Here is a 13356-nt window from a genome sequence, read left to right as displayed (position 1 = left end):
GTTTTGTCCCTCCCTTGTTTGTCAAATCAGCAAATAAAAAAATCGGCCTCAGCCGATTCTTTTACTATTTAGCGATTTTTTTGCTTAAACGAGATTTGTCGCGGTTAGCTTTGTTTTTGTGGATTAGACCTTTTGACTCAGCCATATCGATTGCTTTAACAGCTTCTTTATATAACGCATCTACGTTTTCAGCACCTGAAGCAACAGCGTCTTCGAATTTCTTGACAGCAGTACGCATAGCGCTTGTTTGAGATGAATTCTTTACATTAGCGTTTTCGCTTGTGCGAACGCGTTTAATTGCAGATTCAATGTTTGGCATTAGTTTCACCTCCGATAAAATAAGTTCTTACGCGAGTTACCGCATAATTCAACATTCATTATTATACCTAAAGGAAGCTAGCTTTGCAATATGAACATGACAAGTTTTTTTCCTTAACAGCAAAAGAGCAAAATTTTTTAATTGAATATCAGCAAATGACTGACTAGATAGCGAGTGAAAAGAATGTGAGAACAAAAAAACGCTATTGTGGGAGACAATAGCGTTAACCAAACTAGATTAGATCTATATTTTAAAACAAAATTTGAATGGGAATGTTTGGTACATGGATATTATATAACAAGTGCTACCGTTTGCAAAGTGTTTTTTGAAAAGGGATTACATTCTTGATTTAATAAACGATTCTGATTGAAAAAAATAGTTATTTTATAACTTTGAAAATATCATGAAAACAGTTACTCAGGTGTGCCAACGATTTTGATATATTCATCAATATTTTTGATCATCATTTTTTTGATGACTAATTGATTTCTGCGATTCCATTTTCCTGAAACTTCTAGAATATATTTGTTCAATGGTAGGCGTAAAATATATTTAGCTAAATAACGGTCTTTTAACAAGCCGTTAATTACGCGGTCTTCAAGCTGAAGATTGATGCCAGTTAGCATCATTGGTTGTTCTTGTAGTACATAAGTATCTATTAAAAGACCTTCAAAGGTTTCCATGAGCGTCTTCCTTTCTGATTATTGTTGCAATCTGACATCATTTGCTGATGTTCTTAACACCTAGTATAGCAAAAAAAGTGTGTTTGAGCCAAAAAAGAAAAGAGTTGCCTCCAGAAGTCTTTCGACCTGGATAGCAACTCTTGAACGACCAAAAGATTGATAAAAAGCACTCGTGATGATTTAAAATTTAAATTGAAAAACATTTTGGATCAAGTCAGGAAAGAGAACATATGCTAAGCCTAAAATCAATAGAATAGCCAAGACAAACCAGCCAATAGTCCCAAAGAAATATTTTATTTTTTCTAACATTGTATTCACCTCCCTATCAGTATACCATGGATCTTACACAATCATTTATTAAGAAACAGCAAAATATCAATGTTCTTATCGAAAAGTAGAGTGCATTACGCGAAATTATTCGTTACAATATGAAAGAAAAGGAGTGGTTCGATGTTTATTTGGGTTGTTCGTTTGTTGACAGCGATTGCCATGATTGTCACATTCATTCCAGATACACCATTGGTTTTTTTACCAGTCAACACGTTTCTGGCCTATCTTCCTATAGAACTATCCTACCAGATATTACGAAATAAGACCAAAAGGAGTAGCTATCTATTAATGCCGATTTGGTTACTTTTTTTTCCAAATATTCCGTACTTATTAACAGATTTCGTTCACGTAAAAAGGCTACACATTTATGCGCCGGCTAAGTTAGCAGGGATACCAGATGTCAGACACTGGACATTATTCATTATTTTAGCATTATTGGTTTTTACGTACGTCTTATTAGGATTTGTTTTAGCTGAAAAAATAATTGCCACGTTCCCGTTGTTCGGGCAAACAAGAATGCTGAAAAATGGTTCTTTGATGATTTTTTCGTTTTTATCTTCGCTAGGTGTGTATGTAGGAAGATTTCCACCAAGAATTCATTCGATTTATTTGTTCAAAGAGCCTCTACGTGTCATTCAAATTGCCTTTATTGAATGGAATTTTGAAAAACTGTTGATTATTTTGTTATTTACTATTTTTCATCTTTGGCTATTTTTTATGTTTTGGTTTATAAAAAAAGTTGTCATTGAAACAGAAGGGATCAACTAAATAGAAAAAAAGCTTACCTTAGTGTGACTGAATCGCCGAAAATACGGCTGATTTCGAGTACACCAAAGGTAAGCTTTTTTTACTTTCCGATTGAAATAAGTTGCAAGATACAATAGGCGATGCCAGATGCAATAACTGGACCAGCAGCGATTCCTTTTAAGAAAACAACACCAAGAATTGTACCAAACACTAAAGCTACGGTAATCTGAGGATCGGAAGCAATCAGCCCAACTCCTTTTGAGGAAAGGACTGCAACTAAACCACCACAAAAAATAGCAACCCAGCCCATCGGTGATTTAAAGGCTTCTAATAAATCTTTTAAACCAATTTCACCGGTGGCAATTGGAATCAAAATCGTTGCAGTGATGATCGTGACCCCGATATTGATCCCTTTTCCTTGAAGCCAAGGATAGATATTTTTGGAGATGGGGATTAATTTAAGCAATAGTACAAAACCTGTGGCAATTAGTAAGCTTTGGTTTTTTGCAATAAATGCAATCAATAAAATAAGACCAAGAAATAACCAGCTTTCCATTTAAGAGACCTCCTTTATCTAGAAGTTAATCATACCATTTCAATTATCCAAACAAAAGTCGATAAATCTTGAAGCAATGAGAAGATTGTCAATAAGGCAGTCGATTTACAAAAAAAGGCTGTGAATACTTGTTTGTGCTTTAAGAAATCAGAAAGTAATTTCTATTTCATAAAGACAAACTGTACTTCACAACCATTTCATTTTTAATGAGTAATCGCAGCTTGATACAACGGACAAGACGTACATCGATCAGAATTGTCGCTTTTCAAAGGAGCAAGTGGCTGCAACATTCGTAATCCATTAAGAATCACTAAAATAGTACTGCCTTCATGACCAATAACACCGAAGGGCAAGTTTAGGAATTGAAGAAAGTTTGAAAGAATTAACAAAATGATGACACCAATGGAAAAGACAATATTTTGTTTGATGATTCGCTTTAACTTTAAAGAAAGACGATGACTGTAAACTAATTTGTCTAAGTCACTATTCATTAAAACGAGATCGGCCACATCAATTGCAATATCAGTTCCTTTTCCCATAGCTACACCAAGAGTAGCAGTAGCTAAAGCTGGTGCATCATTCACACCATCACCAACCATAGCGTTCGTTTGATATTGTGTTTGTTCTTGCTTGATAATTGCTGTTTTTTCTTCAGGTGTACAGCCGGCGTGAAAAGCAGAAAGACCAACTTGGGTAGCTATTGCTTTAGCAGTACCAAGATTATCACCAGTAATCATACTAGTATGGATGCCAGATTCATTGAAATAGTGGACTGCACCTGCTGCATTTGTCTTAGGGACGTCTAATAAACCGAGAATCGCTAATAGTTCATTCTCTCTTGAAAAGAAAATAACGGTTTTTCCTTGTTTTTCTAGTTCTTCAACAAGAGTTGCTAGCTTTTCATCCTTTTTGATCTCAGCTAGTGAGTAAGCGTGTTTTCCGACATGCCATCGTTTCCCTTGGTAATTCGTAGTGAGGCCAAAGCCAGTGATTTCTTCAACCGTCAACTGCTGAAGCTCCTTTGTTAATTGAAGCTCATAATGATTGATGATTGCTTCAGCTAATGGATGTGTCGTTTGGCTTTCCATAGCAACCAAAACATTTTTAGTGATTGGATCATCTGTTAAGAAGAAGGAATCAGTTACGATTGGTTTTCCACGAGTTAGTGTTCCAGTTTTATCAAAAGCGATTGCTTTTAATTCAGCCAGCTGTTCTAAATGAATGCCACCTTTGATCAAAATCCCATTTTTAGCGGCATTGGATAAAGCAGCCAAAGTTGCTGGTGTCGCGGACGCAACGAGGGCGCAAGGTGAAGCGACAACGAGCAAGACCATTCCACGGTAAAAGCTTTCTTCCCAAGTCCATCCAACCAAAAAGTGAGGGAGAAGAATCATCAGCGGAACGCTAAGTAGCACGAATTTGACATACGTATTTTCGATTCGTTCGATAAAGGAAGCTGTTTTCGTTGGCGTATTTTGTGCTTCCTCAACAAGTTGGATAATTTTAGCAAAAACTGTATCAGAGCTAAGTTTTGTTACTGTCATCGTGAAGGGATTTCCTTGATTTAACGTTCCTGCGAAGACGGGATCATGTTGCTGTTTTTCCACTGGTACAGATTCACCACTAATCGCTGCTTCGTCAATTGTCGCTGCTGCACTCATCAATTGACCATCGATCGGAATCGCCGCACCTTTAGGAACAAAGACTTTATCATTGATTGTTAACTGAGTTACATCGACTTCTTTTGTTTCACCAGTCTCGAAAAGCTGTAAGGCTCGTTGTGGTTGCAAGTTCATCAACGCAGTGATTTCTTTTTGACTTTTATTTGTCGTATATTCTTCTAGCGCACCACTTAAACAAAAAATAAATGTCAGCATGGCACCTTCAAAATAATTTCCAATCAGACATGCACCGATAGCAGCGAGAGCCATGAGCAAATCGACATTTAATGTATGGTCGGAAAATAATTCAGTCAAGCCTTCCTTTGTTTGCTTAAAGCCACCAATTCCAATTGCCAAAAGATACAAGAAAGGGGCAAAGGGGAGGGCAAGTTTAGTAAAAATAAAGCCTAAGCTCATAAATATAAAACAAAAAATCGTAGAAATAAATGCTTTTCTTTTTAAAAGTGTCATTGGGCATTCCTCCTTCTCAAAATTACTATAGCATAGTCAAAACCTAATTGATAATAAAATATGCTAATTGAGAACGATAATGGTTATCAGTTGTTTTATATGATTTTATTTATTTTTCAGATAGTAATTATTATCAATAAAACAAATAAAAAAAGAAGCGAGGATCTATTGATCCCAGCTTCTTTTTATGTTCTACATATTAATAAACCAATAACCGATTAAAATAATTCCTAGAATGATTCGGTACCAACCAAAAGCAGTAAAGTCATTCTTCTTCAAGTAACTTAATAAGAACTTGATGGCTAAAATAGAAACAATAAATGAAACAAGTGTACCCACCAGTAAAACGACGGTTTCCTCAGTCCCGAAAGTATTGCCTTCCATCAAATACTTCACGATTTTCAATCCGCTAGCTCCAAACATAACTGGAATGCCTAAGAAGAATGAAAATTCAGTTGCAACAAAACGTGAAGCGCCAATGATGATTGCACCTAAAATAGTTGCACCAGAACGAGAAGTGCCGGGAACAAGTGCTAATACTTGGAATAGACCGACCATCAAAGCTGCTTGATACGTAAAATCGTTTAAAGATTCCCAACGAGGTTTTCTTGTTTTGTTTCTTTTTTCAACAATGATAAATGCGATCCCATAAATAATCAAAACAATAGCAACGGATAAAAAGTTATGGAAATGTTCCTCCAACCAATCATCAAGTGGTAACCCAATGATTACAGCTGGTAAACAAGCAACCACCACTTTGAACCATAATGACCAAGTATCTTTTTTCTCAATTGCTGTTTTACTAGGTGAAAATGGATTTAGCTTATGAAAATAAAGAACAACGACGGCTAAGATGGCCCCTAATTGGATGACCACATTGAACATGGACATGAATTGTGTGCTAGCATCAAGTTTGATGAACTCATCAGCTAAAATCAAATGGCCAGTACTACTAATAGGTAACCACTCGGTAATACCTTCGATGATTCCCAAGATAACTGCTTTAATAACATTTGCAAAAAACATAAATTCCTTCCTTTCCAAACAAAATACATGTTATAGTATACCGTTCTTTTTTTTGAAAACCAAACTGTTTTGAAATATTAAGAAAAAATTTCTAAAGTTCTTTTCAGCACACAAAAAAACAACTGTGTGAAGAATGTTCACGCAGTTGTTTTTAATTTATTTTTTATTATAGGAAAGAATCACGAGTAAGTGCCTTTCCTTTTTCAATATAGCTGACATCATTAATTCCTAAAATCGCAAATTTTCCATCTTGATAAGAAACTTTTGTCACGCTACCATTTTTTAAACCCGCACGTACAGGTTGTTTTTCATCGATCAAGTTCAGTAAGAAGGCGATCGTTAATCCGTGTGAAACGACTAGAACATTTCCGCCACCATGTTTCTCGCAATGATGTGCGATATCTTCAAAACCATTCCATACACGTTCTCTCAATGTTTGGTAAGTCTCAGCCCATCCAGCAGTATCTAGATCGTACACAGCATTTGCAATTTGTTCGAAGGTTACGTCAGTTGTAAACATTTCATCAGGTGTCTTAAAATTTAAGACACGAGGAATGACCCCCCACATTTCTTTGTCGTAACCACCTTCAAGTGATCCAAAACACCATTCACGAATTCGTGGATCGATTGAATATGGGATTTCTTTTCCTTTTAAATGTTCTTCTAAAACAGTACGAGCAGTTTCAATTGCGCGACCACTATCACTTGAATGAGCAAAAGCAAATTCTATTTCTCGTAATCCGAGTCCTAGATGACGAATGCCTTCTTTTCCTTCACGAGTAAGTGGGGTATCACACCAGCCTTGAACACGCTCAATCGTATTAAACATTGTTTTCCCATGTCTGACAATATAAAGAGTTGTTTCAGTCATTTGAACATTCCTCCTAAAATAAATTATGCATTGAAAAATGGATTTGTTTGTTTTTCATATTCGATTGTAGTCGCGTCACCATGTCCTGGATAGACAGCGAATTCATTTGGTAAAACAAATAGCTGTGTTTTGATGCTGTGCAACAATTGTTCTAGATTGCCAGTGTACAAGTCTGTTCTTCCGATACTTCCGCGGAATAATGCATCACCAGAAACGACGAAATCATCAAAAATAAAACTGACACTCCCAATTGAATGTCCAGGAGTAGGAACGACCTGGAAATGAATGTCTCCGAGTGTATATTCTTTCATTTCGAATTCATAGTCAGCAGGGGCGACAATAATATTATTGATATCATCGTGACGACCAAGTCCTGAAAGGTTAAGCATAGGATCACCTAACCAAGATTGTTCAAGTGGGCTAACATAAACAGGAATGTCATAAAAATGACGTAGTTCTTCAACGGCGCCGATATGATCATAATGTGTGTGCGTCAACAGAATAGCTACAGGTTGCTGTGTTGTTTTAGTGATTTGTTGACGAATCAAATCAGCGTCTTCTCCTGGGTCAATAATTAGTAGCGCTTCATCGTTGTAGACTAAGTAACAATTTTCCTCAATTGGCCCAGTTTTTAGACGTTCAATGTGCATAAGAATTCCTCCAATATGTTTTTAAACAAGTCGAATGACTTATTAATCCTTACTATATTATAACGTATTCATCCTAATCGAACAAAAAGCCCACTTATCTGAATTATCAGACTATATGAAAAGTATTTACATATTTTAAACGGAAGGATAGGGAGTTTTCATCACATTTTAATTTGACCTTGTTATATTTATCTCATCCAAAAATCCAAATTCTATATCCTATATCCCTGCCCATCCAGCAGGGTATTTTTTTGCCCAAAAAAGAAAAAGTTCGTTTATTGTGTTTCATCCTTTGCGAATGAGTTTTTTTCAGGTAATCTTATAGACGAAAGAAGGAGGCGGATGTGGTGAAACAATCAAAAATCTCTGTGCGAAATCTTGTTGAATTCATTTTAAAAAGAGGAAGCATTGATAATCGCAAAAAGAGTAACCATACCGCATTAGAAGGCGCAAAAATTCACCGGAAGTTGCAAAAGCAAGGCGGAGAAACCTATGAAAAAGAAGTGTTTCTTAAAAAAACGGTAGATTTGGACGGTTACCAATTAACGATTGAAGGCAGAGCAGATGGGATCTTTCAAAAAGAGGGCATTTACTATATCGATGAAATCAAGACTTCTGAACCACGCTTTGAAGATTTAGAACCAGAGCAAATTGAATTGTTCTTTCATCAAGCACGAGTGTATGCTTATATCTATAGTCAGGAGCATGACTTGCCAGAAATCAATTTACAATTGACTTATTTCCAAACAACGGAAGAAATTATTACTCGAAAAATCGAGCACCAAACGATTGATGAGTTAGATACTTTTTTTACAAAATTAGTTGAGGATTATCAAGAATGGCTGATTTTTTCTGAAAATTGGCGGACTGTTCGGAATGCGTCGTTGATGGCATTGAAATTCCCTTACGAACAGTATCGCAAAGGTCAACGTGAACTTGCTGTTGCGGCCTATAAAACGATTCGGACAAAGCAAAAACTTTTTGTCGAAGCGCCTACAGGGACGGGGAAAACGATTTCCACGTTGTTCCCAACGTTAAAAGCAATTGGCGAAGGTGAAGGAGAACGACTTTTTTATTTGACAGCCAAAACAATCACACGACAAGTCGCCGAAGATGCTCTAGTTGCATTGAAAGATGTTGGGGCGCAAGCAAAAAGTGTCACAATTACTGCAAAAGATAAAATTTGTTTTTTGACAGAAACAACTTGTAACCCGGATCAGTGTCCTTATGCCAATGGTTATTATAATCGAATCAATGAAGGTTTATGGGATCTATTGAATCACGAAAATCAACTGACCAGAGAAGTGATTGAAAAATATGCAAAAAAACATACGTTGTGTCCGTTTGAATTATCTTTAGATGCAAGTCTTTGGTGTGATGTGATTATTGGTGATTACAATTATTTGTTTGATCCGACTGTTTATTTGCGACGATTTTTTGAAGAAGAAAAGAATGAAGAAAATCTTTTTCTGATCGACGAAGCACATAATCTGGTGGGGCGCTCAAGAGAGATGTATTCAGCAGAGATCTCTTATAGTAAAACGAAGAAAGTCAAAGAAGCTATTCCCAAAGAATACGCTAAATTACAGCGGAGATTGACAAAGGTAGAAAAGGAATTTAAACAAATTGAGCAAGCGCTAGAGACTAAAACTTATCACCATCAAAAAGCTTCTGCAGACTCATTGACCAAATCACTGTACCAAGTCAGTGAATACATCAAAGAATGGCTAGCTGAATATCCAGAGCATCCCGTGCAAGAACAGTTATTATCTTATTACTTTGAGGTGTTGCATTTTTTGAAAATCAGTGAATTTTACGATGATCACTATGAAACAACAGTTGAGAAGAACTTGTACGATTTGGTAGTGAAGGAATTTTGCATCGATCCAAGTTATTTTCTTGAACAGTCGCTAGCAAAAGGACGGAGCAGTGTATTGTTTTCTGCTAGTTTTTCTCCATTATCTTACTATCAAGAAACATTAGGTGGAAAAGATAGTTTGGCGTATCGTTTACCAAGTCCATTTCCTGAGGAAAATCAGCAAGTGATTGTTGCAAGTTATCTTGAAACCACTTATCGAAAACGAGAAGCAAGCTTACCGGCATTGGTTGAAACGATTGCGCATTTCACACAAGCAAAAACAGGAAATTATTTTGTTTTCTTTCCTTCTTATAGCTATCTGGATCAAGTGGTGACGGTCTTTAAAAAACAGTATCCTGAAGTGAAAGTATTGATTCAAGAAACAAAAATGGATGAGAATGAGCGCGAAACATTTTTATTGAACTTTCAGGAAAATCCACAAGAAACATTGATCGCATTTTGCGTATTGGGTGGTATTTTCTCAGAGGGTATTGATTTAAAGGGAACTCGTTTGATTGGCAGCATGATCGTTGGTGTTGGGTTACCTCAAATGAATCACGAGCAAGAATTGATTAAAGAATACTATGATGAAAAGGAGCAACTTGGATTTGCTTACGCGTATCAATTGCCGGGAATGAATAAAGTATTGCAAGCTGCCGGTCGAGTGATTCGAGATATGACCGATCAAGGAATTATCGTATTAGCAGATCGCCGCTTTGCTAGTCCAACTTATAGTCAACTGTTTCCTAAACATTGGCAAAATGCTGCAAAGGTCCAAACATTAAGTGGGCTTGATGAAACGGTAGATAAATTTTGGCAACAAACGACAAAATAAACACCAAAAAAGGAGTCGACAATCGATAATGTCGGCTCCTTCTTTAGTAATAAGTTCCCTTTAGATAAAATAGGAGAAGCTATTTTTAGAAAAGACGCTTTATTACTTGAAGTTAATCATTTTACATCACAATTTTTAACGGTAATTAGTAAATTGCAATTCAATCGGCAAATCAAGTTTTCTTAACAAAGAAATCACTTCTTGTAAATCATCACGGCTTTTACCCGTTACCCGAATTTGATCTTCTTGAATTTGTGCCTTCACTTTTAACTTGGCATTCTTGATTGCTGTTGTGATTTTTTTCGCATTTTCTCGATCTATTCCACTAACTAAGTCAGCATTTTGTTTAGCCTTTCCACCCAGTGCGTGTTCAGAGTCAGAAAAATGAATGTTTTTAATAGGAACACCTCGCTTAATCAATTTACCTAGCAAAACATCTTTGATTTGCTCTAATTTAAAATCATCATCACCTAAAACGACTAAACGATTTTGCTCTAATTTGATTTCAACTGTAGACCCTTTGAAATCGAAACGATTGGTTAATTCTTTTGTTGTTTGTTGAATTGCATTTTTTACTTCTTCCATATTTACCTCTGAAACGATATCGAAACTTGCATCTTTTGCCATGGATATTCCTCCTTATTTTCACAGTCAGTTTCTTTTATTGTAGCATAGTGCCTCATTTATAAAGTAGCGTTTGTTAAAATTCTTCTCATTTATCTAACAGGTGTTTTATTTTAATTAAGAAACTGTTATTCTTACATTTGAAATAAGGTGTAGAGGAGAGGTGCTCATGAGCAAAGTGATGACTGTCTATCAAAAAAATGAAATGCTGAAGAAATTAGTGGTGATTTTGATAACCGGGGTAACAGCAGCTGTTGCTTTGAATTATTTTTTGATCCCAGCAAATGTTTTTTCTGCGGGAATGAACGGGATTGCGCAAATCATTGCTTCTTTGTTGTATGAGTGGTTCCATATCCAAGCTGATACCGGAATCTTTATCTTTATATTAAATATCCCTGTTTTTATCTTAGGTTTTTTAAAAGTTGGTAAAGGATCGACGATTTTAAGTTTTATCAATGTTCTAGGCGTATCGTTGATGACAACGATTATGCCAGTAGGACACGTAACAGATAATATTTTGATGAATGCTTTAGTTGGTGGTGTTTTGCTAGGAATCGGTGCAGGTTTGTCTCTTAAAATGGGCTTTACAACTGGCGGTATGGATATCATTTCGTTAGTTTTATCGCAGACAACTGGGAAGACTGTTGGTAATTACATGTTTATCTTAAATGGTATCATTGTTGTAATTGCTGGTTTCTTTTTCAACTGGGAAAGTGCATTATATACAATTATTTCGATTTACGCTTTGACGCAGGTAGTCGACGCGATCCATACAAGTCACCAGAAAGTAACAGCAATGATCGTAACGGTCAAACCAGACCAAGTAACCGAAGAAATAATGAAAAATATGGTGCGTGGACTTACTTTATTACCTTCAGTTGGTGGCTATTCAAAAAAAGAAGGCAAAATGATCATGATGGTGATCACGCGTTATGAGTTGTACGATTTAGATCAAATCGTTCACGAAATTGATGAAGATGCCTTTATTAACATTCTGCCAACACAATCTGTTTTTGGTCGTTTTGCAAATGAACAGGAACAAAAAACCTATCGCTCGACAGGAGTTTTACCTGAACCTAAAAATAAACAAAACCGTAAAAAAAGATGAGCAGTTAATAATAACTTTAATATAAATTCTTGGTAGATAAAAAAACGTAACGCTAAACGAGAAATGAACGTTATAATTCTCATTTACAAATCAGAAAAAAGAGAGTATGATAAACAAAATTGGACGAAGGAGTGTCGACTATGACAGAAGCAAACCAAGACTGGTCTGCACAAGAAACAGAAGCAATCAAAGAACGAATCCTTTCTGCATTAGAAACAGTAATCGATCCCGAATTAGGAATCGATATCGTTAACTTAGGTTTGATTTATGATATTGAATTCAATCCAGAAGATGGCGACACGGTAATCAAAATGACCTTAACAACGATGGGCTGCCCATTAGCAGATATCTTAACAGACTCCATTCACGATGCTTTACGTGAAGTCGAAGAAGTGAAGAAAGTCGAAGTGAAACTTGTGTGGTACCCAGCATGGACGACGGATAAGATGAGTCGTTATGCTCGAATTGCTTTGGGGATTAGATAAAGAATTTACACATTTTAAATAAAACAGAAAATTGTTGCTCCTTTATTAGCTCAGATGCTAGTGAAGGAGTTTTTTTGTTCTGTTTTTAGTCAGATGTTCATCAAAATCATCCAATGTTAAAAAGTTTTCGTGCAATTTAGAAACAGCAAATTAGGCACCGAGTCATGTTATTGAGAATTTTTTTAAGAAACAAATGAAATGGAATTCTAGCTTATTTTGTAGGTGAAAAATTTATAAGAAATTAGCCAATTAATCGAATTCTTTCGTTAGTTATTTTATAAAAAAGACACGAAAACGTTATATGAGAGGGAATATGAGATAAAAAAAAAGAATTTCACATTATCGTAAATAATCGATTAGAATAATTGTCTATATCTTGAAACCTTTTGCTGATATCGATACTGTTGAGAGCAGAATAGAAAAGAAAAGAGGTTTTGTATATGAAAATAAGTAGTTTATTCTTTGCATCATCATTATTAATCAGTCCATTAGTAAATCTCGGGGAAATTTTCTATCAACCAAACCAATCAGAAATGGCGAATAGTCAAGTTTCTAGTTGGACACAGTCAACATACGGGAATGTCAATAACATCAAGTTTACTGGAGAGTTTTCAGACTATAATTCCGGTGTAAAAAAATTAGCTGTGGGGGAAACAATCAATATTAACACATCTGTTAGCTTTTCTGGTGATCAGGAAGCAATCGAACAAGCAATAGTTGCTTTTGAAAATGTAGATCCTAATCTGACAATTAATGATCATGATGACTTAAAAATCGATGGAAATAGTGGCGTATGTAGTTTTTCCGTAACGTTAAACGCTTATTCTAACAAGCCATGTTTATTTACTATTAAAATTAAAGACGGGGTGGAAGGCGACAGCAATCACTTAACCCCATACGCTCAAACTGAAATGATTTTGGCTGAAGAAAACTCAGACTCAAGCAGTACCACAGATACAACAAGCACGAGCACGACAGATTCAAGCAGTAATACAGATACAACAAGTACGAGCGCGACAGATTCAAGCAGTAATACAGATACAACAAGTACTAGCACGACAGACTCAAGCAGTACCACAGATACAACAAGCACGAGCACGACAGATTCAAGTAGTACCACAGATACAACAAG

13 protein-coding genes and 1 pseudogene are annotated in these 13356 nt (G+C 35.9%); 5 read left to right on the top strand and 9 right to left on the bottom strand.

Going from position 1 to position 13356, the window contains the following annotated elements; all coding sequences use genetic code 11:
• Positions 1-64: 64 nt before the first annotated feature.
• From rpsT to DOK81_RS12370, 3 genes are all read right to left on the bottom strand, one after another.
• Entirely contained in the window at positions 65-319 is a 255-nt protein-coding gene (gene rpsT / locus DOK81_RS01620; RefSeq protein WP_067481289.1) for a 30S ribosomal protein S20, read from the bottom strand.
• Between the two features lie 413 nt (positions 320-732).
• Positions 733-1002 (bottom strand): hypothetical protein, encoded by a 270-nt coding sequence (locus DOK81_RS01615; protein WP_206907487.1) that lies wholly within the window; start codon positions 1000-1002, stop codon positions 733-735.
• A gap of 180 nt (positions 1003-1182) precedes the next feature.
• Positions 1183-1311 carry a hypothetical protein gene (locus DOK81_RS12370; RefSeq protein WP_256869128.1) on the bottom strand — a complete coding sequence of 43 codons (129 nt, stop codon included), beginning with the start codon at positions 1309-1311 and terminating at the stop codon, positions 1183-1185.
• A gap of 141 nt (positions 1312-1452) precedes the next feature.
• Here DOK81_RS12370 and DOK81_RS01610 point away from each other — a divergent pair, with 141 nt between their 5' ends.
• Positions 1453-2100, top strand: coding sequence for a DUF1361 domain-containing protein (locus DOK81_RS01610; protein WP_206907486.1), 648 nt, complete (start codon positions 1453-1455; stop codon positions 2098-2100).
• Between the two features lie 79 nt (positions 2101-2179).
• Here the strand turns inward: DOK81_RS01610 and DOK81_RS01605 are convergent, their stop codons facing one another.
• From DOK81_RS01605 to DOK81_RS01585, 5 genes are all read right to left on the bottom strand, one after another.
• Positions 2180-2635 carry a DUF441 domain-containing protein gene (locus DOK81_RS01605; protein WP_206907485.1) on the bottom strand — a complete coding sequence of 152 codons (456 nt, stop codon included), beginning with the start codon at positions 2633-2635 and terminating at the stop codon, positions 2180-2182.
• Positions 2636-2838: 203 nt separating this feature from the next.
• Complete coding sequence (locus DOK81_RS01600; protein WP_206907484.1) at positions 2839-4767, bottom strand: heavy metal translocating P-type ATPase; 1929 nt, start codon at positions 4765-4767, stop codon at positions 2839-2841.
• A 192-nt stretch (positions 4768-4959) separates the two neighbouring features.
• Positions 4960-5793: an undecaprenyl-diphosphate phosphatase gene (locus DOK81_RS01595; protein ID WP_206907483.1), complete on the bottom strand. Its 834-nt coding sequence runs from the start codon at positions 5791-5793 to the stop codon at positions 4960-4962.
• A gap of 166 nt (positions 5794-5959) precedes the next feature.
• Positions 5960-6664 carry a histidine phosphatase family protein gene (locus DOK81_RS01590; RefSeq protein WP_206907478.1) on the bottom strand — a complete coding sequence of 235 codons (705 nt, stop codon included), beginning with the start codon at positions 6662-6664 and terminating at the stop codon, positions 5960-5962.
• Positions 6665-6687: 23 nt separating this feature from the next.
• A complete protein-coding gene (locus DOK81_RS01585; RefSeq protein WP_206907476.1) occupies positions 6688-7314 on the bottom strand; it encodes an MBL fold metallo-hydrolase in 627 nt (208 codons plus the stop codon).
• Between the two features lie 344 nt (positions 7315-7658).
• Between DOK81_RS01585 and DOK81_RS01580 the strand changes: the two genes are divergently transcribed.
• Entirely contained in the window at positions 7659-10007 is a 2349-nt protein-coding gene (locus DOK81_RS01580; protein ID WP_206907474.1) for an ATP-dependent DNA helicase, read from the top strand.
• A 135-nt stretch (positions 10008-10142) separates the two neighbouring features.
• Here the strand turns inward: DOK81_RS01580 and DOK81_RS01575 are convergent, their stop codons facing one another.
• Complete coding sequence (locus DOK81_RS01575; RefSeq protein ID WP_206907471.1) at positions 10143-10634, bottom strand: YajQ family cyclic di-GMP-binding protein; 492 nt, start codon at positions 10632-10634, stop codon at positions 10143-10145.
• A 166-nt stretch (positions 10635-10800) separates the two neighbouring features.
• Between DOK81_RS01575 and DOK81_RS01570 the strand changes: the two genes are divergently transcribed.
• The 3 genes and pseudogenes from DOK81_RS01570 to DOK81_RS01560 form a co-directional block, all read left to right on the top strand.
• Positions 10801-11739, top strand: a complete 939-nt coding sequence (locus DOK81_RS01570; protein ID WP_242589842.1) for a YitT family protein — start codon at positions 10801-10803, stop codon at positions 11737-11739.
• A gap of 140 nt (positions 11740-11879) precedes the next feature.
• Positions 11880-12224, top strand: coding sequence for a metal-sulfur cluster assembly factor (locus DOK81_RS01565; protein ID WP_067481306.1), 345 nt, complete (start codon positions 11880-11882; stop codon positions 12222-12224).
• 440 nt (positions 12225-12664) lie between these two features.
• A pseudogene (locus tag DOK81_RS01560) lies at positions 12665-13356 on the top strand (hypothetical protein); the annotation flags it as partial.

It is taken from the genome of Enterococcus sp. DIV0660C (genome assembly GCF_017316125.1).
GTDB lineage: Bacteria > Bacillota > Bacilli > Lactobacillales > Enterococcaceae > Enterococcus_B.
Note: the sequence above shows the minus strand (reverse complement) of the source record. Positions and strands in the feature narration are given on the sequence as shown.

What these genes read in the sequence shown, in the direction of transcription:
- DOK81_RS01590 (WP_206907478.1), bottom strand. Translation starts at nt 6,664, where the DNA reads ATGACTGAAACAACTCTTTATATTGTCAGACATGGGAAAACAATGTTT.
- DOK81_RS01600 (WP_206907484.1), bottom strand. Translation starts at nt 4,767, where the DNA reads ATGACACTTTTAAAAAGAAAAGCATTTATTTCTACGATTTTTTGTTTT.
- DOK81_RS12370 (WP_256869128.1), bottom strand. Translation starts at nt 1,311, where the DNA reads ATGTTAGAAAAAATAAAATATTTCTTTGGGACTATTGGCTGGTTTGTC.
- DOK81_RS01565 (WP_067481306.1), top strand. Translation starts at nt 11,880, where the DNA reads ATGACAGAAGCAAACCAAGACTGGTCTGCACAAGAAACAGAAGCAATC.
- DOK81_RS01585 (WP_206907476.1), bottom strand. Translation starts at nt 7,314, where the DNA reads ATGCACATTGAACGTCTAAAAACTGGGCCAATTGAGGAAAATTGTTAC.
- DOK81_RS01605 (WP_206907485.1), bottom strand. Translation starts at nt 2,635, where the DNA reads ATGGAAAGCTGGTTATTTCTTGGTCTTATTTTATTGATTGCATTTATT.
- DOK81_RS01595 (WP_206907483.1), bottom strand. Translation starts at nt 5,793, where the DNA reads ATGTTTTTTGCAAATGTTATTAAAGCAGTTATCTTGGGAATCATCGAA.
- DOK81_RS01575 (WP_206907471.1), bottom strand. Translation starts at nt 10,634, where the DNA reads ATGGCAAAAGATGCAAGTTTCGATATCGTTTCAGAGGTAAATATGGAA.
- DOK81_RS01615 (WP_206907487.1), bottom strand. Translation starts at nt 1,002, where the DNA reads ATGGAAACCTTTGAAGGTCTTTTAATAGATACTTATGTACTACAAGAA.
- DOK81_RS01610 (WP_206907486.1), top strand. Translation starts at nt 1,453, where the DNA reads ATGTTTATTTGGGTTGTTCGTTTGTTGACAGCGATTGCCATGATTGTC.
- DOK81_RS01570 (WP_242589842.1), top strand. Translation starts at nt 10,801, where the DNA reads ATGAGCAAAGTGATGACTGTCTATCAAAAAAATGAAATGCTGAAGAAA.
- rpsT (WP_067481289.1), bottom strand. Translation starts at nt 319, where the DNA reads ATGCCAAACATTGAATCTGCAATTAAACGCGTTCGCACAAGCGAAAAC.